Genomic DNA, 21973 nt, shown 5'->3' on the forward strand with positions numbered 1-21973 from the left:
AAGTTCCCATCAGCCATCGCATCAAGAAATGCGCCTGGAACGACGACTATCTCATCAATGCCATCACTCATATGCGATAGCCCTGCCGTGAACGGGGAGAAGGCAAAAGAGGCGCCTACTTCGCCGAGCAGAGCTTGTCGCGGCTCGTCGACATTGCCGCCGCCGCCGAGAAGCCGTAAGGCTCGATGATCTTGGCGAACTCGCCGGACTTCTTCAGTTTCGCCAGCTCGACATCATAGGCGTCGCGCAGCGCTTCGTCGCCCTTCTTGAAGGCCGCGCCGTCGCAATAGACCGGCGCACCGACCACCGGCGCGATAACTTCGAGGTTCGGATCATTGGCTTTCTTGACCAGGTCGTTGATCGACAGCACGGGCAGCGAATAGGCATCGATGCGGCCGTCCTGCAGCATCTTCAGGCCGCTCTGGCCGTCCGGCACGACGATGACGCGCTCGCGCGGCACACCTGCGGTAAGCGCCAGCTTTTCCTCGGTGCCGCCACCCGGTGCGCCGATCGTCGCGCTGGTGTCCTTGGCGACGTCCTCGTAGCTCTTGAAGCGCTTCGGGTTGCCCTTCTTCACCAGCATCGCCTCGGCGTCGCACAGCACCGGCTCCGAATAGGCGACCGCAGCACAACGTTCCGGCTTCATGAACAGGCCGGCGGTGACGACGTCGAAACGGCCGGCCTGCAGGCCGGGGATCATGGCACCATATTCCGAGATCGAGGCGAGGATGTCGTTGACGCCAAGGCGTTTGAAGATTTCACGGGCAACGTCAGGCGCCGCACCCGAAACCTTGCCGTCGGCAGCGACCGCCGTATAGGGCGGCTCGTTGGCGATGGCGACGCGGGCAAAGCCTTGCGCCTTGAGCTCTTCGAGCTTGCTGTCGTCGGCCGAACCGGGCGTCGAGGCGGCCAGTACCGCCGTCAGCGCAACACCGGCGACGCCGGCCAAAATGGCAAATTTCTTCATTGTTCCCAACTCCTTGTTTGTCGGTCTTCTTGGCTTGCTTGAGGCGTCGCCGCCTCGCATGGCAGTCAGACCCGATGTCCGGCCGCAATGATCTTCTTCAGGAAACCTTGCGTGCGCTCCTGTTTGGGATGGCGGAAAATCTCGTCGGGCTTGCCCTCCTCGACTATTCTGCCGCGATCGAAGAACAGCACCCGGTCGGCGAAGTCATGGGCGAAACCCATCTCGTGGGTGACCAGCAGCATGGTCATGTCGGTCTCGGCGGCGAGCTTGCGCATGACGTTGAGCACCTCGTCGACGAGTTCCGGGTCGAGCGCCGAGGTGACCTCGTCGAACAGCATGATCTTCGGCGACAGCGCCAGCGCCCGGGCAATCGCGACGCGCTGCTTCTGTCCGCCGGAAAGCTGCGCCGGCATCGCTTTGGCCTTGTCGACCATGCCGACCATGTCGAGCAGCTCCATCGCCCGCTTCTCGGCGGCGGCCCGCGGCACTGCTTTGGTCAGCATCGGTGCGAGCGTCACATTGTCGATGACGCATTTGTGCGGAAACAGATTGAACAGCTGGAAGACCATGCCGATCTTCTGGCGCATCTTTGCCAAATGCCGTTCATCGGCCGTCAGCAGGCGGCCGTTGCGCTCCATGTGGTACAGCTGTTCGCCGTCGACCTGGATGTGGCCGCTGTCGATACGCTCTAGCGTCATCAGGATGCGCAGGATCGTCGTTTTGCCGGAACCCGACGGGCCGATCAGTGCCAGCTTCTCGCCGGGCATGACCTGCATCGAGAGGCCGTCCAGCACCTTGAAGGTGCCGAAGCTTTTCGAAATGCCGTCGATATTGATGATGGGCGCCGACAATGAATTTCCCGTGCTGGAGAAGCGATGCCTTTAACGATGCGGATCGCGGCAAATCATGTCAATCAGGAAAATAATATCATGACAATATTTCGGACTCCGCACAATTTCCCGCCATTTGTCGCCTAGATCGCAAGCAGGAGATGCTCGGGATCGCCGAGCAGCAGCTTGGTGACAACGCCGAGACCGGCACGCAGTTCCCCCTCCGTAGTCGAGCCAAGCGAAATCCGTACAGCTGGATGCCAAGGCGTCTGCGAAATGCGGAACGACGTACCGGGCGCGATCGCCACGCCCTGCAGGCGGGCCTGGGAAACAAAGCTTTCCTCGCCGCGGTCATCCGGCAGTTGCAGCCAGACATGCAGCCCGTCGCGATGAGCCCGATAGTCCACTCCGGCGAGCACCTCGGCGGCGATGTCCAGACGCCGCCGCAAAGCCACGCGCTGCCATCGCACGAGTTCCATCGCGGTGCCGTCGGTCACCCATTTGGTGGCGATCTCGGCCACCAGCGGCGTCGCCATCCAGTTCGAGACGAGGTGGCGGTTGGCCACCGCGGCGACATAACGATCGGGCGCCGCGAGATAGCCGATGCGCAGGCCCGGCACCACGATCTTGGTGAAGGAGGTGACGTAGAGCGTGCGCTCGGGTGCAAACGCCGCGACCGGCGGCGGCCGGTCCTCGACCAACGGGCCGAGGACGTCGTTTTCGATAATGGCGATATCATGCCTGCGCGCAACGGCAGCAATCTGTTCGCGCCGGGCGGCGTCCATCAGAGTGGCCGTAGGGTTGATCACCGACGGCTGGACGAACACAGCGCGGATGTCGGACAGCCGGCAGGCCTCGTCGAGGGCTTCCGGGATCAGCCCATTGTCGTCGATCGGCAAACCCTCGAGGTTGAAGCCGAGATAGCGCGCCAGCGGGACCAGCGTGTGGTGGCCGATCGCCTCGGTGGCGACGGTCGAACCCGGCGGCGCCACGCTCATCAGCGCCACCGTCATGCCGGCCGTTGCGCCGTTGGTCAGGCTGATGTTCTGCGGCGACGCGTCGAGGCCGCAGAGGCGTAGCCACTCGACACCTACCGCGCGGTGGCGCGGGAACACCATGTTCGGCCTGAACGACAGTGCCGAACTCGACGGCAGGTTTTCGGCGAGCCAGCCCAGCGCCTGCCTCAGCCGATCCAGATGCATCGGTTCGCAGACCGGCTTCAGGATGGAGAGGTCGATGACCTCGCCCAGCCGCTCCGGCAGATAGGGCGGCTCCGGCTCGCGGCCCTGTGTCTGCACGAAGCTGCCGCGGCCGACCTCGCCGGACACCAGCCCGCGGCGGATCAGCTCCTCATAGGCGCGGCTGACCGTCTGCACGGAAAGTTTCAGATCGTCGGCGAGCTGCCGGTGCGTCGGCAAACGAGCGCCATTGGCCAGGCGCCCGTCATGGATGGCGCGCGCGAACTGGTCGGCGAGCGATTGGTAGGCCGGCCGCCGGATAAGAGCGGGATCTGGTCGCCAAAATGTCATGACTTATTAGAGATCGAAATCAGTGCAATTGACAATCGAAATAATGCGCCGTCATGGTGTCCGGCACTGGAAGTGGACGATCATGGCTGCAGCGAAACTCGATCCGATCGATCTCAAAATCCTCGACGCCATCCAGCGCGACGGGCGCATCACCAAGCTGGCGCTGGCCGAGAAAGTCGGCCTGTCGCCGACGCCGTGCTGGATGCGGCTGCGCAAGCTGGAAAAGGCCGGCATCGTCTCGGGCTACCATGCCAGGATCGCCATGCGCGCCATCGCGCCGGTTGCCACCGTGCTGATGGAGGTGACGCTTGCCAGCCACCGCCAGGCCGATTTCGACCGTTTCGAGCGCGTCATCCGCGACATCCGCGAGATCGTCGCATGCTGGTCTGTCGGCGGCGGCGTCGATTACCTGCTGAAGGTGATGGCGCGCGACATCGACGCCTATCAGCGGCTGGTCGACACTCTGCTCGAACGCGAGATCGGCATCGACCGCTATTTCACCTACATCGTCACCAAGACGGTGAAGGAAGAGAGTGTGCTGCCGGTGGCGGATCTGTTGCCGGCATCTTCCTGATACCGGAGAGATCGTCTGGCTGGGCAGGGCAATAGAGACATTCTCTCTACGTGCAGGCACGCAAACAGCCTCTCTGTTTGCGCGGCAGAGATAGTCTTGCAGCATCACCCGAACCGGGAGCCCGATGATGTCCGCACATTTTGCCCGCTCGCACCGCCATGAAGCGCTTGATCGCCTTGCCGACCGGCGGCTGCTGCGCGAACTCGCCTATGTCGCTGGCCACTGGACGGCGAGCGAGACCGCGGAGAGTTTCGAGGTGACCGATCCGGCCACCGGATCCACCGTCGCTTTTGTTGCTGCCCTCGATGCCCGGCAGACGACATTGGCGATCGATGCGGCATCGCGCGCCTTTCCTGCCTGGCGCGCATTGCTGCCGCAGGAACGTTCGAAAATCTTGCGCAAATGGTTCGATCTGATCGGCGCCGCCAAAAATGACCTGGCCCTGCTGATGACGCTCGAACAAGGCAAGCCGCTGAAGGAGTCGCTCGGCGAGATCGACTACGCAGCCTCTTTTGTCGAGTGGTATGCCGAGGAGGCAAAACGCCTCAACGCCGAATGCGTCACCAGTCATCTGCCAAACGCCGAGATGATGGTGCGGCGCGAGCCGCTCGGCGTCGTCGGCGTCGTCACGCCGTGGAATTTTCCAGCGGCCATGCTGACCCGCAAGGCGGCTGCCGCGCTTGCCGCCGGTTGCACCATTGTCGCGCATCCTTCCTCGGAAACGCCGCTGTCCGCACTGGCGCTGGCCGAGCTCGGCGAGCGCGCCGGCGTGCCGGCAGGCGTGTTCAACGTCCTCACCGGCAAGGCTTCGACCATCGTTGGGCGGATGTGCGAAGATCCGCGCGTCCGCGCCATGAGCTTCACCGGCTCGACCGAGATCGGCAGGTTGATCGCCGCGCAGAGTGCGCCGACGATGAAGCGTCTGGTGATGGAACTCGGCGGTCATGCGCCGCTGATCGTCTTCGCCGACGCAGATCTCGACAAGGCTGTGGCCATTGCGGTCGACGCCAAATTCGCGACCTCCGGCCAGGACTGCCTCGCCGCCAACCGCATCTATGTCCAGCGTCCGCTATACGATCGGTTCTGCGCTGCTTTCGCCAGACGCGTCGAGGCATTGCGGGCCGGCAATGGCCTCGCTGACGACACCGAAATCGGACCCTTGATGCACGAACGCGCTGTCAAGAAGGTCGAGGAGCAGGTGGCCGATGCGCTCGCCAAAGGCGCGCGTTGCCTGACCGGCGGCAAGCGTCATCTGGCCGGGCCGCTGTTTTACCAGCCGACCCTGCTAGCCGATGTTGACGACGACGCCCTGATCATGCGCGAGGAGACCTTCGGTCCGGTCGCCGCCGTGACGCCCTTCGACAGCGAAGACGAAGTCGCCGCCCGCGCCAATGCCACCGAATACGGCCTCGTCGCCTATGTCGTGACTGAGAATGGCGGTAGGCAATTGCGCATGGGCCGGGCGCTCGACTATGGCATGGTCGCCATCAACCGCGTCAAGATCACCGGCGCGCCGGTCCCGTTCGGCGGCGTCAAGCAGTCCGGCATTGGCCGCGAGGGCTCGCGTCATGGGCTCGAAGCCTTTACCGATCTCAAATATCTCTGCCTCGACGTTGCGTAAGCCGCGCCCGACACATTTTCCTCAGGAGTAGAAAAATGCTCGACCAGTCAAACGAACTCGCCGCCTGGGATCGCGATCACTTCTTCCATCCCTCGACCCATATGGGAACGCATGCGCGTGGCGAGAGCCCGACGCGTGTGATCGCCGGCGGCGAAGGCGTCACCATCTGGGACAACAACGGGCGCAAGAGCATCGATGCCTTCGCCGGGCTCTATTGCGTCAATGTCGGTTATGGCCGCCAGAAGATCGCCGACGCCATCGCCGCGCAGGCCAAGAACCTCGCCTATTACCACGCCTATGTCGGCCACGGCACCGAGGCGTCGATCACGCTCTCCAAGATGATCATCGACCGCGCGCCGCAAGGCATGTCGAGGGTCTATTTCGGGCTCTCCGGTTCCGACGCCAACGAAACCAATATCAAGCTGATCTGGTACTACAACAACGTGCTCGGCCGGCCCGAGAAGAAGAAGATCATCTCGCGCTGGCGCGGTTATCACGGCTCCGGGATCATGACCGGATCGCTGACCGGCCTCGACCTGTTCCACAACGCCTTCGACCTGCCGCGTGCGCCTGTCCTGCACACCGAGGCGCCCTACTATTTCCGCCGCGCCGACCGCTCGCTGAGCGAAGAGCAATTTTCGCAATACTGCGCCGACAAGCTCGAGGAGATGATCCTCGCCGAAGGGCCGGAAACGGTCGCCGCTTTCATCGGCGAGCCGATCCTCGGCACCGGCGGCATCGTGCCGCCGCCGGCCGGCTACTGGGAGAAGATCCAGGCGGTGCTGAAGAAGTACGACGTGCTGCTGGTCGCCGACGAGGTCGTCACCGGCTTCGGCCGATTGGGTACCATGTTTGGCTCCGACCACTACGGCATCAAGCCCGACCTGATCACCATCGCCAAGGGCCTGACCTCGGCATATGCGCCGCTCTCCGGCGTCATCGTCTCCGACAAGGTCTGGCAGGTGCTCGTCCAAGGCTCCGACAAGCTTGGCTCGCTCGGCCATGGCTGGACCTATTCGGCGCATCCGATCTGCGTGGCCGCCGGCGTCGCCAACCTGGAACTGATAGACGAGATGGATCTGGTCAGGAACGCCGGCGAGACCGGCGCCTATTTCCGCGCCGAGCTGACGAAGGCCGTCGGCGGCCACAAACACGTCGGCGAGGTGCGCGGCGATGGCATGCTGGCGGCAATCGAGTTCGTCGCCGACCGGGACGACCGCGTGTTCTTCGACGCCTCGCAAAAGATCGGGCCGCAGATCGCGACCGCACTTGCGGCAAGCGGCGTCATCGGCCGCGCCATGCCGCAGGGCGACATTCTCGGTTTCGCGCCGCCGCTCTGCCTGACGCGGGAAGAGGCCGACATCGTCGTCTCCAAGACGGCCGATGCGGTGAAGAGCGTGTTTGCCAACGTCTGAAGAACCGACATGAATGCCATGACCAAGACCATCCCCGCCACCATGGCCGCCGTGCAGTTGATCGGGCACGGTGGGCCGGAAAAGCTCGTCTATCGCACCGACGTCAAAGTACCCTCGCCCGCCCCGGGCGAAGTGCTGGTCAAGGTCACCGCTTGCGGGATGAACAACACCGATGTCTGGGTGCGCCAGGGCGCCTACGGCACTGAGGAGGATGCAGCCGCCGTGTCGACATGGCGGCGGCAAGGCAACACACTGACCTTCCCGCGTATCCAGGGCACCGACACGGTCGGCAACATCGTCGCCGTCGGCGACGGCGTGTCGCCGGCCCGCATCGGCGAACGGGTGATGGTCGATTTCTCCATCTACAATCGTGACGACGATTCATTGGCCGACATCGACTATATGGGCCACGGCCGCGACGGCGGCTATGCCGAATACCAGGCCGTGCCGGCCGAGAATGCCCATGTCGTCAGCACCGACCTGACCGACGTCGAACTTGCCACATTCTGCTGCGCCTATCTCACCGGCGAGCAGATGTTGGAACGCGCCGCATTGAAAGCCGGCGAGCGTGTGCTGGTCACCGGCGCCTCGGGCGGCGTCGGCTCAGGCATCGTGCAGCTGGCGCGGGCACGCGGCGCCATTCCCTATGCCATTGCCGGCAAGGGCAAGGAACAGGCGGTGCGTGATATCGGCGCCGAGGCGGTGATCACCCGTGGCGTTGCCGATCTGCCGGCCGCCGTCAGCGCTGCGACCGAGGGCCAGCCGATCGACGTGGTGGCCGATCTGGTCGGCGGCGCGATCTTCAACGACCTCCTGCGGATCTTGAGGCCGGAAGGCCGCTACACCACGGCTGGTGCAATTGCCGGCCCGGTCGTGCAGCTGGATCTGCGCACCATGTATCTGAAACAGCTGCAACTGCATGGCTCAAGCCAGGGCACGCGGGCGGACTTCCGCCGCATCGTGCGCTACATCGAGGAGAAGAAGATCCGGCCGCTGGTCGGCGGCGTCTACAAGCTGTCCGATTTCCATCGCGCCCAGGCCGATTTCATGGCCAAGGACTTCGTCGGCAAGCTGGTCGTCGTGCCGGACGCGGTCGGGGTCGCTAAATAGCGCGATCAGCTTGGCGATCGGACCTGCTTGACGGCAGCCTCGAGCGACCGTTCAAACGCGTCGATCACCTGGTCGACCTGCGGCTCGGTGATAATCAGCGGCGGGCAGAAAGCCAGCGCATCGCCCATATTGCGCGAGATGACGCCGTTCTGCTGCATGAACCCGTTGACGAGCCCGCCCAGCGCCCCGACCGTGCCCCACGGCGCCTTGTTTGGCTTGTCGCCGACCAGTTCGACCGCCGCGATCAGGCCGATGCCGCGCACCTCGCCGACAAGCGGGTGCGAAGCGAGCGTGCGCAGCCGCTTCTGCATATGCGCACCGACCGTGCGCGCATTGCCGACGAGATCGCGCTCCTCGATCAGCTTCAGGTTCTCGAGCGCGACCGCTGCCGCAACAGGATGGCCGCCGCCGGTAAAGCCGTGGCCGAAGGTGCCGATACGATTGCTTTCGTCGGCGATCGGCTCGAAGACCTTCTCGTTGATCAGCAGGGCCGAGATCGGCAAATAGGAGGAAGAGATCTGCTTTGACAGCACCATGATGTCGGGCCTGATACCGAAGGCCTGCGAGCCGAACATCTCACCTGTTCGGCCAAAGCCGCAGATCACCTCGTCGGCGACGAGCAGGATGTCGTATCTCGACAGCACCGCCTGTATCTTCTCCCAGTAGCCGGCCGGCGGAACGATGACGCCGCCGGCACCCATGATCGGTTCGCCGAAGAAGGCGGCGATCGTTCCCGGTCCTTCGGCGAGGATCAGCTTTTCCAGCTCGTCGGCGAGCCGGCTCGAAAACTGCTCTTCGCTTTCACCCGGCAGCGCCTCGCGCCAATGGTGCGGCGTCGAGGTGTGCAGCACATTGGCGATCGGCAGATCGAAGGAGATGTGGTTGTTGGGCAGGCCGGTCAGGCTCGCCGAGGCGATGGTGACGCCGTGATAGCCCTTCTTGCGGCTGATGATCTTCTTGCGCGCCGGCTGGCCGAGCGCATTCGACCTGTACCAGATCATCTTCATGGCCGTATCGTTCGCCTCGGAGCCGGAATTGGTGAAATACGCCTTGCTCATCGGCACCGGCGCCATCTGCACCAGTCTCTCGGCGAGATCGATCAGCGGCGAATGCGATTTGGAGCCGAAGTCGTGATAGTAAGGCAGCTTCGACATTTGCCGTACTGCCGCATCGACCAGCCGCTTCTCCGAAAAACCGACCGCGACGCTCCAAAGCCCGGCCATCGCCTCGATATAGCGGTTGCCAGCAAGGTCCTCGACATAGATGCCGTCGCCCTTCTCGATAATGAGCGGCCCCGACTCCTGATGCTTGCGCGCATTCGTATAGCCATGCATGTGAAAGCTTATGTCGCGGGCTTCGGGAGAATTCGGTCGTGCGTCCATGACGGCTCCTGTGCTGCACGCGGAACAGTCCTGCCGCCGGTTCGGCTCGGCAGGTCCCCGTGCATTATGCCGTTTGATGCATCTTTCTCGAACGGTATAGTGTCAAGCGCTTTCGACAGGGCCAGCGGATGGATGGACGCATGAAGAACTTCGGCTTGACCTGACCGTGGACCACGTCGACTGTATTGTCGCCGGCGCCGGCGTTGTTGGCCTGGCGATCGCGCGAGAGATGGCGCAGCGCGGCATCGATACGCTGGTCCTGGAAGCCGAGAGCGCTATCGGCACCGGGACAAGTTCGCGCAATTCCGAGGTCATCCATGCCGGCCTCCATTATCCGGTTGGATCGCTGAAGGCCCGGTTCTGCGTGGCCGGCCGGGAAAGACTCTATCGCTATTGCGAGGAGCGGGCGATCCCGCATTCGCGCTGCGGCAAGCTCATCGTTGCCACAAGTGCCGAACAGGAGCCGGTGCTCGCCTCAATCCGCGCCAATGCACGCACTTGCGGCGCCGGCGACCTGGTGCCGTTGCGCGAAGCCGAGGCGCATGCGCTGGAGCCCAGCCTCAAGTGTACGGCGGCGTTGCTGTCACCCGCCACCGGGATCATCGACAGCCATGCCCTGATGCTTGCCTTGCTGGCTGATGCCGAGGCGCACGGGGCGGCACTCAGCCTCAACACCCGCGTCGTCTCCGGCCGCATCGAAGCGGGCCGCGTCGTGCTCGAGACGGTGGACGCTGCCGGCGGCGAGCACTTCGAGATCGCCACTCCGCGCTTCGTCAATGCCGCCGGGCTTGGCGCTGCAGCACTTGCCGGTTCGCTTGAAGGGCTCAATCAGCAATTCGTGCCAAAGCTCCATTATGCCAAGGGCAATTATTTTTCGGTGGTCGGCCAGACGCCCTTCTCGCGATTGGTCTATCCGGTGCCCGAACCCGGCGGGCTCGGTGTTCATCTAACGCTCGATCTCGACGGCGTCACCCGCTTCGGGCCGGACGTCGAATGGACCGATCAACTCGACTATCGCGTCGACCCAGCTCGTGGCGAGCGCTTCTACAGCGAGATCCGCAAATACTGGCCGGACCTGACCGATGGCAGCCTGCAGCCCGCTTACAGTGGCATCCGGCCAAAACTGTCCGGTCCCGGTGAGGCCAATGCCGACTTCGTCATCCAGGACGTGGCGGTGCACGGCGTGGATAGCCTGGTCAACCTGTTCGGCATCGAAAGCCCCGGTCTGACCTCCTGCCTGGCGATTGCCGACCATGTCGCGCGGCGCCTCGCGCCGAAGTTGTAGCGTGCGGCGCCCCGCGCCACGATCTGCATTGTATCAGGGCGCATTGCGTGAACTTTCAGACACAAGTCGCCTATGAGGCACATCGCGCACTTGCAGCCCGCTCCGCGCTCTGATTCCCTGCATTCTGGGCTGTCCTGATTCGCACTGCCCGGTTCAAAGTTTTCGCAGTGCGCCCGGGACAAGCTTCCAGCGACCACTCGGCGTATCCAGGGAGAACGGCAATGAACACCGCGGCGAGGCCGGTAATCTCGGAAATGAGGCCCAAGATCACCGTCGTCGGGGTCGGCGGCGGTGGCGGCAACGCCGTCAACAACATGATCGCCGAAGGCCTGCAGGGCGCGGAATTCATCGTCGCCAACACCGATGCCCAGGCCCTTGCCATGTCGAAGGCAACGAGGCTGATCCAGTTGGGCGCTCATATCACCGAAGGTCTGGGCGCCGGGTCCCTGCCCGAGGTCGGCCGTGCCGCGGCCGTGGAATCCATCGACGAGATCATGGATCACCTTGCTGGAACGCATATGTGCTTCGTGACCGCCGGCATGGGAGGCGGAACCGGCACCGGTGCCGCGCCTGTTATAGCGCAGGCGGCGCGGGCAGCCGGAATACTGACCGTCGCCGTCGTTACCAAGCCATTTGTCTTCGAAGGCAGGCGCCGCATGTACGCTGCCGATGAGGGCATCGAGCGCCTGCGCGAAAGCGCCGATACTGTCATCGTCATCCCCAACCAGAACCTGTTCAGAATCGCCGACGCCAGAACCACGTTCGCCGACGCCTTCGCCATGGCCGATCGGGTCCTCTATGCGGGCGTCGGCTGCATTACCGATCTGATCGTGAAGGAAGGCCTGATCAATCTCGACTTCGCCGATGTAAAGTCGGTGATGCGCGACATGGGCCGCGCCATGATGGGGACCGGCGAGGCAGCCGGAGAAGGCCGCGCCAAGAAGGCGGCGGAAGCGGCAATCGCCAACCCGCTGCTAGATGAAGCTTCGATGATGGGCGCCAAGGGCGTCCTTGTCTCGATATCGGGCGGCATGGACATGACGCTGTTCGAGGTCGACGAAGCCGCTACCCGCATCCGCGAGGAGGTCGACAACGATGCCGACATCATCGTCGGCGCCATCTTCGACAAGGCACTCGCCGGAAAATTCAGGGTGTCGGTCGTGGCGACCGGTTTGCGGCGTGGCCTGGAGATTCCCCTGCTGGCGGAACCGGAAGTTCGCATGAACTGAACGCGTATCGCTGCAACTCGCTCAGCCGGCTGCCAGCCTCGCGTCACCAGGGCCGCGCGCCGTCGATGACTTCCATGGCACGTACAGCGAAACGGCCGGCCAGCGGTGCCACATCCGCCGCATCGGCCGCAACCGCGCTGCCGGCAAGCACGCGGTCGGCGATGCCGACGAAGATCACCGCAAAGCGGAACATGGCAAACGCCAGATGGAACCGCTGCAGCGGCGCCGTCGGCACGGCGTGGGCGAAGTAATGATCGAGGAATTCGCGTTGTGTCGGAATCCCGAGCGCTGCCTGATCAAGGCCGAGGATGCCGCCATATTCGTCTGATGAGGAATGCCAGGGCATCGAACAAAAACCGAGATCGGCAAGCGGATGGCCGAGGGTCGATAACTCCCAATCGAGTATGCCGATCACCTCGGGCCGCTCGGGATGGAAGATCAGATTGCCGAGACGGAAATCGCCATGCGCGATCGAGACGTGGCCGTCATCCGGCGGAAGATGTCGCGGCAGCCATTCGGCGACGGCTTCGAGCGCGGCAATGCGTTCGCTCGGCGATTCCCGCAACTGTCTGGTCCAGCGCGCGATCTGTCGTTCAAAGTAATTTCCGGGACGGCCATAATCGCCGAGCCCGACCTCTTCCGGCAGGACGGCGTGCAACTTCGCCAGCGCCTCGGCCATGCCGAAATAAATGCCGCGCCGCTCGTCCCGCGCCAGTCCCGGCAACGAGCCGTCGTGGAACACCCGGCCGCCGAGCCGCTGCATCAGATAGAACGGCGTGCCGAGCGGCTCGTCGCCGTCGTGAAAGAGCACCGGCCGCGGCACCGGCACCTTTGTCGACGCTAGCGCCTCGATCACCCGGTACTCGCGATCGACGGCATGGGCGCCGCGCAGGATCGGTCCCGGGGGTTTCTTGCGCAGCACCATGCGGCGGCCGCCATAGTCGACGAAATAGGTCGGATTGGATTGGCCGCCGACGATCCGCTCAAGCGACATCTGGCCATCGCCAAAATGCGCTCTCAGAAAATCCTCCAGGCGTACTGGATCGAAATCCATCCTCATTGCCGGCTCAGCGGTTCCCGCCGCCACCTGTTTCGTCTTGCGTGCCGGCTTCGACATGCCAGCGCCAGAAGCCTGTACCTTCCTCGTTGAGAAAGCGGTTGAGCACCATCTTGTGGACCTCGTCGGCGCCGTCGACCAGGCGAGCCTGGCGGGCGTAGCGGTAGATCCATTCGAGTACAGTGTCTTTCGAATAGCCGCGGGCGCCGTTGATCTGGATCGCCACGTCGGCGGCGTCATGCAGCACGTTGGCGACCTGGATCTTGGCCATGGAGACCTCCTTGCGGGCAAAGCCGCCGCGGTCGAGTTCCCAGGCCGCCTTCATCACCAGCAGCCGCCCGATCTCGATGCGCATGGAAAGGTCGCCGAGCATCAGCTGGATACTCTCGCGGCCGGCCAAAAGCTGCCCGAAACCGCTGCGCTCGGCGGCATAGGCGCGCGCGATTTCGATGCAGCGCTTGGCAAGACCGAGCCAGCGCATGCAATGGGTGAGCCGCGCCGGACCGAGCCGGACCTGTGTAACCATAAGGCCGCTGCCTTCACCGGCAAGCACGTCCTCGACCGGGACTTCAAGGCCGTCGAATTCCAGCTCGCAATGGCCGCCATGTTCTTCCGGTCCCATGATCTCGATGCGCCGCAGGATCCGCCAACCCGGCTGGTCCTTGTGGAACAGCAAGGCCGAAAGGCCGTGACGCGGATTGTCCGAAGTGCGCGCTATGAGAATGAAATGGCTCGCCTCTTGCGCCCCGGTGATGAACCATTTGCGGCCTTTGACGACGTATCTGTCGCCGCGCCGTTCGGCTCTGGTCGAGATCATCGATGGGTCGGAGCCGCCCCCCGGATGCGGTTCCGTCATTGCAAAAGCCGAGCGCACCTTTCCCTCGACGATCGGCTTCAGCCATCTTTGTTTCTGCTCCGGCGTCCCCAGCCGTTCCAGCACCATCATGTTGCCGTCATCGGGGGCCGCGGAATTGAATACGACCGGACCGAAGATCGAGCGGTTCATCTCTTCATAGCAGACGGCCATATCCACCTTGGAAAGGCCGGCCCCGCCGGTCTCGGGTTTCAGCTGCAGGCACCACAGGCCGGCTGCTTTCGCCTTGCCCCGCAGCGTTTCGAGCAGCGGCAGCGCAATATTGCCATGGCCGTCATAACAAGCCTTGTCTGCCTCGAGCGGCAGGATCTCGCGCTCGACGAAGTCGGCGATCCGGCTGCGGAAGGCCTCGGTGCGGACGGAAATGTCGAAATTCATGGCGCTCACAAGGATGAAACGAGATGCCGCCATCGGCTCAGATGGTCGCGCCGGTAGTGTAACTGCCGTCGTTGACTGGGAGCAACAGCAGTGCGCCGGGCCCTCATTTCGCAGTGCAAAGCCGCCCGGATCGATATGAATCGATGCCTGCGGGCGTGCTACCGATCCCGGTCGTTCCTACGGATTTTGACCCGGCCACTTCTTCGGATTGAAGGTGGGAGAGCGCACTGGCCCAGGCCCGAAGGGGACGCCATTCCTATGCTCAGGCCGCCCGAACGCTGCGCGCTCCACGCGCCCAGGCCGGCAGCCAATCGCCATGCGCAACCAGCAAATCATCGACCAGCGACCATATCTGGTCGAGGTCGAGCTCAGCCGCCGTATGCGGGTCCATCATCGCCGCGTGATAGATGTGCTCGCGGTTCTCGGTCATCAGCGCCTGGACCGTCAGCTCCTGGACGTTGATATTGGTGCGGATCAGCGCGGTGAGCTGCACCGGCAGGTCGCCGATGAACGTGGGTTGAATGCCGGAGGCGTCGACGAGGCATGGTACCTCGGCCGCGCAATTATATGGCAATGACGTGATGCAGCCATTGTTGCGGACGTTGCCGTAGATCACCGACGGCTCGCCGGTCCAGACCGAGTTCATGATCGAGGACGCATATTCCTTCGACTGCTCCACTTCGATCTTGTCAGCCGAGCGATAGGCTTCCGCTTGCCCCTTCCAGCGTTCGATCTGCTCGATGCAGCGCTTCGGGTATTCGTCGAGCGGGATACCAAATTTCTCGATCAGATCTTCGCGCCCGTCCTTGATGAAATAGGGCGTGTATTCCGCGAAATGTTCGGAGCTCTCGGTGACGAAGTAACCGAGGCGCTTCAGCATCTCGTAGCGCACTCTGTTTGGGCAGCGCGGGTTCCACCCCGGCTTCGGCGCCCGCCCTTCGCTGTAGGCGCGCAGCAGATCCGGATAGAGGTTGCGGTAGGAGCCGTCCGGCTGGCGATGCTCGAACTTCAGGTAGAAGGCCATGTGGTTGATGCCGGCCGAGCGGTAGCGAATCTCCTCGTAGGGAATGTCGAGATCATGCGCCAGTTCCATCGCCGTGCCTTGCACCGAATGGCAGAGGCCGACCTGCTTGATATCGGGATATTTCTCCGCGATGGCCCAGGTGTTGATCGCCATCGGGTTGACATATTGCAGCATGATCGCCTGCGGGCAGACGGCGAGCATGTCCTCGCAGATCTTCCAGAGATGCGGCACGGTTCTCAAGCCTCGCATGATGCCGCCGACACCGAGCGTATCGGCGATGGTCTGGCGCAGCCCGTATTTCTTCGGAACTTCGAAATCGGTCACCGTGCAGGGCTCGTAGCCGCCGATCTGGAAGGCGACGACGACGAAATCGGCGCCCGCCAGCGCCTTGCGCTGGTCCGAATAGGTTTCGGCTTTGGCCTTGACGCCAAGCGTCGAGATCAGCTTGCCGACGACGATTGCGCTTTCCTCGAGCCGTTGCGGATTGATGTCCATCAGCGCGATCGTCGAGCCGGATAAAGCCGGACGCTGCAATATGTCGCCGACGATGTTCCTCATGAACACCGTCGAGCCAGCTCCGATGAAAGCGACCTTGGGATTTCTTGCCACAACGACCTCCGGCATAAGCAATCAGGCTACCTCGAAAGCGGCTTTGACCAGCCGTTCGGTGTAAGCGGTTTTGGGATGGGACAGGACTTCGTCGACCGGCCCCTCTTCGACGATCTTGCCGTGCTGCATGACGATGACGCGATGGCACAGCGCCCGCACGACCTTGAGATCGTGCGAGATGAAGATGTAGCTCAGGCCCCGTTCGCGCTGCAGCTTGCGCAGCAATTCGATGATCTGCGCCTGGACCGAGAGATCCAGCGCCGATGTCGGCTCGTCGAGTACGATGAATTCTGGTTCGAGCGCGACGGCGCGGGCAATTGCGATACGCTGGCGCTGGCCGCCGGAAAACTCGTGCGGGAAGCGCGACAGGATATCGCCGGGCATGCCGGCGCTGATCAGCGCCTCGCGCACCCGCTCGATCCGATCGTTCCTGGTGGCGCCGATGCGGTTGACGACCAGCCCTTCCTCGATGATTTGGCCGATCGTCATGCGCGGGTTGAGCGACGAGAACGGATCCTGGAAGACGACCTGCATGCGCGACCGCAACGGCCGCATTTGCGCGCGCGAACAGCCATGGATCGGCTGGCCATCGAAATAGATCTCGCCGCTGTCCGTGGTGTTGAGCCTGAGCAACGCCTCGCCGAAGGTAGTCTTGCCCGATCCGGATTCGCCAACGAGACCCAGCGTCTCGTGCCGCCGAAGGGTCAGGCTGAGGCTGTCGACGGCGACGAGTTCGCGCAGGTCCGGCCTCATGAACGTGCCATGCCGCAGCATGAAAGAGACGCGCACATTCCTAGCTTCAAGAATGACGTCGGCGCCTTCCGGCAACGGATTGGCCTGGCCGCGCGGCTCGGAGGCAAGCAGATGACAGGTGTAGGGATGCTGCGGATCGGCAAACAGCTTCTCCGTCACATTGTGCTCGCGCATCTCGCCATGCTGCATGACGTAGACATAGTCGGAGAACTGCCGCACCACGGTCAGGTCGTGCGTGATCAGGATCACCGCCATGCGCAGTTTCTTCTGCAGGTTGCGGATGAGATTGAGGATCTGCGCCTGAACCGTAACGTCGAGCGCCGTCGTCGGCTCGTCGGCGATCAGCACATCGGGATCGTTGGCCAGCGCCATGGCGATCATCACACGCTGGCGCTGACCGCCGGAAAGCTGGTGCGGGTATTGCTTCAGCCGCGCCTTGGGTTCAGGAATCTGCACCTGTTGCAGCAGCTCGAGCGCTCTTGCTTCGGCCTGCCTGCGGCTCATCTTGCGATGCACCCGTATCGCCTCGACGATCTGGCTGCCGATCGTGTAGATCGGGTTGAGCGAACTCATCGGCTCCTGAAAGATCATCGAGATGCGGTCGCCCCGCAGTTTGCGCCGCGCACGCTCGGAAAATTTCAGGATGTTCGCCCCATTGTATTCGACGGTCGATTTCGGCGACACGACCGCGCGCTTCGACAACAGCCCCATGACGGTGCGCGCCGTCACCGACTTGCCCGATCCGGATTCGCCGACAATGGCGATCGTCTCGCCGCGATAGAGCTGGAAGGAGATGTCCTTGACGGCTTCGACCATGCCGTGCTCGACCTTGAAATCGACGGCAATGTTGCGGGCATCGATGACCGGGTTTTCCGAACGGCCGTCATGGTCGAGCCGGACAGGCGGTGCGAAGGATTTGACGAGCGCGTGTTGCATCATGTCACGCTCAATAAGGATCGACCGCATCGCGAAGTCCATCGCCAAGCGCGTTGAACGCGAAGACGGTGACAAGCACGAAGCCGACCGGTGAGAGGATCCAGGGATAGGTGCCGATGACCGAATAGGTCGCGGTGTCCTGCAGCATCAGGCCCCAGGAGATCAGCGGCGGCTTCACTGCGAAGCCGAGAAAACCGAGGAAGGATTCGAGCAGGACCACGCTGGGGATTGCCAACGTGACCGCAACGATCACGTGGCTCATCACATTTGGAAAAATGTGTTGCATGATGATGCGGCCATCTGTGGCGCCGACCGCCATCGCCGCACGAACGTAGTCGATCCGCGCCAGTGCCAAGGTCTTGCCGCGCACTTCGCGCGACATCTGCGCCCAGCCGAGTGCCGACATGACAACGATTACGAAGGCCAGGAAGACATTCGTCGGCGCCGTCACCGGAACCAGCGAGGTCAGCGCCAGATAAAGCGGCAATTGCGGAAATGCGAGCACCAGTTCGACGAAGCGCTGGACCCAGACATCGAATGTGCCGCCGAAATAGCCCGACACCATGCCGACCGTCGTGCCGATCACGGTGACGATGAAGACCACGGTCAATGCGATCATCAACGAGATGCGCGAACCATAGATCGCACGCGCCAGCACATCGCGGCCGAATTTGTCGGTGCCAAGGAAGTGGACCGGCTGGCCGTCGGTCGAGCCGAAGAAGTGCCGGTTCGCGGGAAGCAGGCCGAGCAGTCTGTACTCCGCTCCCTTGACGAAGAAGCCGAGCAGCCGCGGATGGTCGTAGTCCGGTCCGACGACGGGTTGGAAGGTAACCGGGTCGAGGTCTTCCGAATCCGTCAGGGCATAGACGCGTGGCTGGAAGACGAAGTTGCCGTCCTTGTCATGGAAGCTCATCATCTGCGGCGGGGCAAAGCCGACATCGGTCACCTTGGGATCCATCGGTGCGAAGAAGTCGGCAAAGACCGCCAGCAGCACCAGAAACGCGACCAGGATGAGCCCGGCCATGCCGGTCCAGGACCGTTTCAGGCGGCGCCAGACGAGTGCGATGTAGCTCTCATTGCCGCGCGGCTTGATCTTGGCCGATTCCTCGGCAAGTGGCGGCAGCGAGGGCTCGAACGCAAGCATCTCAGGACCCTGCATATTGGCGTACACGCGGGTCGAGCATGACGAGCAGCATGTCGGCGATGATGTTGCCGACGATCAGCGTTGCCGACAGCACCATCATGAAGGTCGCCGTGACATAGACGTCGCCGACCGCCATCGAGCCAACGATCGCCGGGCCGACGGTCGGCAGGGCAAAGATGATCGCGGTCTCAATCTCGCCGGTCAGCATATAAGGCAGCACCACACCCTGATACATGACCAGCGGATGCAGCGCATTGGGCACGGCATGACGCATGACCACCGCACCGCCGCTGAGGCCCTTGGCGCGAGCGGTTTCGACATATTGCGCGTTCAGCGTGTCGAGCAGATTGCCGCGCATCACCCGCATGTTGTAGGCGAGCCCGCCGAAGGTGGCGATTGCGACAACCGGCCAGACATGCCGGACGAGATCGACGAACTTCGCCCAGGACCACGGCGCCCCCCCAAATTGCGGCGAAAAGAAGCTGCCGATCTCGGAGACGTTGAACTGGAAGACCAGCAGATAGACGATGATCAGCGCCATCAGGAAGCGCGGTACCGTCATTCCGAGAAAGGAAATCGCTGATAGCGTACTGTCGATCCAGCTGTACTGCCGGGTCGCCGCCCAGATACCAAAGCCGATGCCCAGCACCGAAGCCAACAGGTGGCAGACAAGCGCAAGCAGCAGCGTGCGCGGCAGCCGCTCGCCTACCACGTCGGCGACGGGCTTGTTGTAATACAGGCTGTGGCCGAAATCGCCGCGGGTGACGATGCCGGCGATCCAGTTCAGGTATTGGAGCGGAACCGGCTTATCGAGGCCATGCTCCACGCTGTAAGCCTTCGCCTGGGCGTCGGCCTCGGCAAAGGAGGCTCCACCCTGGTTGATAAGCTGCAAGCGAATGTAATCGGCATAGTTACCCGGCGGTGCCTGGATGATCGCGAAGGTAACCACGCTCAAAATGGCGAGAACCGGTATTGCGGATGCTATGCGCATAAGCAGAAATCGCAGCATCGACCGTTCTTCTCCTCGCTCAGGTTCTCAGTTATGCCTCACCGCTGGCTTTGTCCCGGCCGCGCCAGCAGCGCGGCCGGTAATTTTCAAGTCAGGGAGGAAACTCAGTTCGTCGGACCCCTGTCGCCGGGCTTTCCGGGAAGCTGTTCGGGAAACAGTTCATATTTCTGCTGCTTGTCGGCAGCAACAAAGACCCGCTCGCGGACGATCGAATCCTCGGCCCAGTTGAACATGAAGATCGGCGTGCCCTGCGGAATGTTCGAAAAGCGCTTGTTGATGATCAGAGCGCCGGGATATTCGGTCAGACCGACATTGTAGACGTGCTCGGTCGAGATCTTCTGGAACTGTTTCATCAGGCTGGCGCGCTGGTCATTGTCTGACGAGGAAACAAACTTGTTGACGATGTCGACAAGGTCCTTCTCGAACGGCATCAGATCGACCTGGCCGTTTTCCGGAGCGCGGTGGTTCCAGCTAGTGCGTGGGCCGACCGGCGCCAGTTGCTCGGTGTTCTGCACGACCGAGGTGAGCTCTGTTTCGTTGCGCCTTATCAGCCAGTCGAAGCGACCGGAGTAATTGGCCTGATCGCGCTGGGTACCGTTCAACCCGTTCAGGACAACGCGAATACCTAACTTCTCCATCTGACCGACGACGCCCTCCGCGAGGCTCTTGTCGGTGGTGTAGTCGTTGTTGACCAGCATCACGATCTCGACATTCTTGCCGCCGGCGGTGCCGGCAGGAAAATTGACGAAGCCGTCGCCGTCCGTGTCCTTCAGGCCTGCCTTGGCGAGTTCCGCCTTGGCGCCTTCGAGATCGAAGGGGTAGTAGACCGTCGACTTCCGGTCGTAGAAGCTCGTGCCCGAGGAGAAGCCGCCTGGATAGATGGCAGTGAACGGACCCTTGACCAGCGAGTCGCCGAGCGCCTTGCGGTCGAGCGCCATGGTGACGCCCTTGCGGAAATCCTCGTTGCGGTTCAGCTCGCGTATCGCCTGTCCGCGCTCGTCGGGGTTGCCCCAGCCATTGGCCGAGAAATTCATGCGCAGATTATAGCCGATCAACCGCGGGCCGAAGGCAAGCCGTGCCGGTGCGTCCTTTTGCGCCGCGCGCTTCAGCGAGGCGACGAAGTTCTCCGGCTGCTCCAGATTGGAGAAGTCGCCCGCCCCCGAGACCGCCTGAACGTCGCGATCGGCCCAGGTCGACAATTTGTAGTGCAGTTCATTGAGATACGGCAGCTGGTTGCCCTTCTCGTCGACCTTCCAATAGTACGGATTGCGCCGCAGGACGATGATGTCGTCGGGGCGGTATGCCACCGGCACCCAGGCACCCATCACCGGCATGTTCATATATTCCGGCGGGAAGGCGTTCTTGAACTGCTCGTAGGTGTTCTTCGAATATTTCGGATGCTGCGGCTTAAGGATATGCGACGGGCCGGGGCAAAAGGTGCCGTAAGCCATGGCGTAGAGATATTGCTTCGGAAAGGCGTCCTTGAAGGTCCACTCGACGGTGTAGTCGTCGATTTTCTTCAACGTCGTGCCGACGCCGAAGGTCTCCTGCGTCGCGCCGTTCAGCGGCGAGACATTAGGGTCGATCACCTCGTCGTCCCAGTAGAACATCACATCGTCGGCGTTGAACGGAACGCCGTCAGACCATTTCGCGCCCTCGACCAGATGCATCGTCAGCGTGTGGCCGTCCTTCGACCAGTCCCAGCTCTTGGCGAGGTTAGGCAGCGGCTCCGTGTCCTTGGCCTCGACCTGGAAAAGCGGTGCGGTGCGCGTCAGGCATTCGGAAAGGCCGATGTCGATACCGCCCCAGCCTTGCGTCTGGCCCGCGCCGTAGTTCCAGCCCTCCGGTCGGCCGCCGATGACATGGCGCATCGTATCGCCGTAGACGCCGATGCCGTCCGGCATGTTGCCGGTCTTGAAGACCAGCGGCTCCTTCGGCAGCCGGTCCTTGACGGGCGGCAGCTTGCCTGCCTTGACGTATTTGTCGGTAACCCAATCGGGCTCGTGGTATTCCGGAAGTGCCTTGAACTCCAGGATCGAGTCGCGCGCGACGTATTTGATCTTTCCCTCGGCGGGAAATTGCGCGGGCACCGGCGGCACGGTCGGCTCGGATGCATACGCGTTCAGCGCCGAGGCCGAGACGCTAAGCGCCAGCCCGGCGAGAATGCCAATGTTTCGAAAATTCCTCATCGTCTCTCCTCCCTGTTGTTCAGGAGCGCGTTGACGCTGCTCCATCTCTCCTCGAACA

At 62.8% G+C, this 21973-nt stretch carries 17 protein-coding genes; 6 read left to right on the forward strand and 11 right to left on the reverse strand.

What is annotated here, in order from left to right; all coding sequences use genetic code 11:
• Positions 1–115: 115 nt before the first annotated feature.
• From ehuB to ehuR, 3 genes are all read right to left on the reverse strand, one after another.
• On the reverse strand, positions 116–967 hold the full coding sequence (ehuB, locus tag NKH21_RS15260; protein WP_352865927.1) for an ectoine/hydroxyectoine ABC transporter substrate-binding protein EhuB: 852 nt from the start codon (positions 965–967) through the stop codon (positions 116–118).
• 65 nt (positions 968–1032) lie between these two features.
• Entirely contained in the window at positions 1033–1818 is a 786-nt protein-coding gene (gene ehuA, locus NKH21_RS15265; protein ID WP_352661856.1) for an ectoine/hydroxyectoine ABC transporter ATP-binding protein EhuA, read from the reverse strand.
• Between the two features lie 122 nt (positions 1819–1940).
• Positions 1941–3326, reverse strand: a complete 1386-nt coding sequence (gene ehuR, locus NKH21_RS15270; RefSeq protein ID WP_352661859.1) for a MocR-like ectoine utilization transcription factor EhuR — start codon at positions 3324–3326, stop codon at positions 1941–1943.
• A gap of 82 nt (positions 3327–3408) precedes the next feature.
• Here ehuR and NKH21_RS15275 point away from each other — a divergent pair, with 82 nt between their 5' ends.
• From NKH21_RS15275 to NKH21_RS15290, 4 genes are all read left to right on the forward strand, one after another.
• On the forward strand, positions 3409–3900 hold the full coding sequence (locus tag NKH21_RS15275; RefSeq protein WP_352467670.1) for an Lrp/AsnC family transcriptional regulator: 492 nt from the start codon (positions 3409–3411) through the stop codon (positions 3898–3900).
• Positions 3901–4027: 127 nt separating this feature from the next.
• Entirely contained in the window at positions 4028–5521 is a 1494-nt protein-coding gene (locus NKH21_RS15280; protein WP_352865929.1) for an NAD-dependent succinate-semialdehyde dehydrogenase, read from the forward strand.
• 35 nt (positions 5522–5556) lie between these two features.
• The gene (locus NKH21_RS15285) at positions 5557–6936 is read left to right on the forward strand and encodes an aspartate aminotransferase family protein (protein ID WP_352865931.1); all 1380 of its coding nucleotides are present in this window, start codon (positions 5557–5559) and stop codon (positions 6934–6936) included.
• Positions 6937–6945: 9 nt separating this feature from the next.
• A complete protein-coding gene (locus NKH21_RS15290; RefSeq protein ID WP_352865933.1) occupies positions 6946–8046 on the forward strand; it encodes an alcohol dehydrogenase family protein in 1101 nt (366 codons plus the stop codon).
• Positions 8047–8051: 5 nt separating this feature from the next.
• Here the strand turns inward: NKH21_RS15290 and NKH21_RS15295 are convergent, their stop codons facing one another.
• A complete protein-coding gene (locus NKH21_RS15295) occupies positions 8052–9428 on the reverse strand; it encodes an aspartate aminotransferase family protein (protein ID WP_352865936.1) in 1377 nt (458 codons plus the stop codon).
• A 166-nt stretch (positions 9429–9594) separates the two neighbouring features.
• On the opposite strand from NKH21_RS15295, the gene NKH21_RS15300 reads away from it, so the two are divergent.
• Both NKH21_RS15300 and ftsZ read left to right on the forward strand, forming a co-directional pair.
• The gene (locus tag NKH21_RS15300; RefSeq protein ID WP_352865938.1) at positions 9595–10713 is read left to right on the forward strand and encodes an NAD(P)/FAD-dependent oxidoreductase; all 1119 of its coding nucleotides are present in this window, start codon (positions 9595–9597) and stop codon (positions 10711–10713) included.
• 221 nt (positions 10714–10934) lie between these two features.
• On the forward strand, positions 10935–11942 hold the full coding sequence (gene ftsZ / locus NKH21_RS15305) for a cell division protein FtsZ (protein ID WP_352489868.1): 1008 nt from the start codon (positions 10935–10937) through the stop codon (positions 11940–11942).
• A 43-nt stretch (positions 11943–11985) separates the two neighbouring features.
• Here ftsZ and NKH21_RS15310 read toward each other — a convergent pair whose 3' ends face one another.
• The 7 genes from NKH21_RS15310 to NKH21_RS15340 form a co-directional block, all read right to left on the reverse strand.
• Entirely contained in the window at positions 11986–13002 is a 1017-nt protein-coding gene (locus NKH21_RS15310) for a phosphotransferase family protein (RefSeq protein WP_352662377.1), read from the reverse strand.
• Between the two features lie 7 nt (positions 13003–13009).
• On the reverse strand, positions 13010–14251 hold the full coding sequence (locus tag NKH21_RS15315) for an acyl-CoA dehydrogenase family protein (RefSeq protein ID WP_352662380.1): 1242 nt from the start codon (positions 14249–14251) through the stop codon (positions 13010–13012).
• Positions 14252–14513: 262 nt separating this feature from the next.
• On the reverse strand, positions 14514–15884 hold the full coding sequence (locus tag NKH21_RS15320; protein WP_352661878.1) for an alpha-glucosidase/alpha-galactosidase: 1371 nt from the start codon (positions 15882–15884) through the stop codon (positions 14514–14516).
• A gap of 21 nt (positions 15885–15905) precedes the next feature.
• Positions 15906–17573: an ABC transporter ATP-binding protein gene (locus NKH21_RS15325; protein WP_352662383.1), complete on the reverse strand. Its 1668-nt coding sequence runs from the start codon at positions 17571–17573 to the stop codon at positions 15906–15908.
• Positions 17574–17583: 10 nt separating this feature from the next.
• Positions 17584–18717 carry an ABC transporter permease gene (locus NKH21_RS15330; protein ID WP_352661881.1) on the reverse strand — a complete coding sequence of 378 codons (1134 nt, stop codon included), beginning with the start codon at positions 18715–18717 and terminating at the stop codon, positions 17584–17586.
• Position 18718: 1 nt separating this feature from the next.
• Entirely contained in the window at positions 18719–19726 is a 1008-nt protein-coding gene (locus NKH21_RS15335) for an ABC transporter permease (protein WP_352661884.1), read from the reverse strand.
• Positions 19727–19830: 104 nt separating this feature from the next.
• Positions 19831–21915, reverse strand: a complete 2085-nt coding sequence (locus tag NKH21_RS15340) for an ABC transporter substrate-binding protein (RefSeq protein WP_352865942.1) — start codon at positions 21913–21915, stop codon at positions 19831–19833.
• Between the last annotated feature and the right edge of the window lie 58 nt (positions 21916–21973).

It is taken from the genome of Mesorhizobium sp. M1329, assembly GCF_040318035.1.
Taxonomy (GTDB): domain Bacteria; phylum Pseudomonadota; class Alphaproteobacteria; order Rhizobiales; family Rhizobiaceae; genus Mesorhizobium.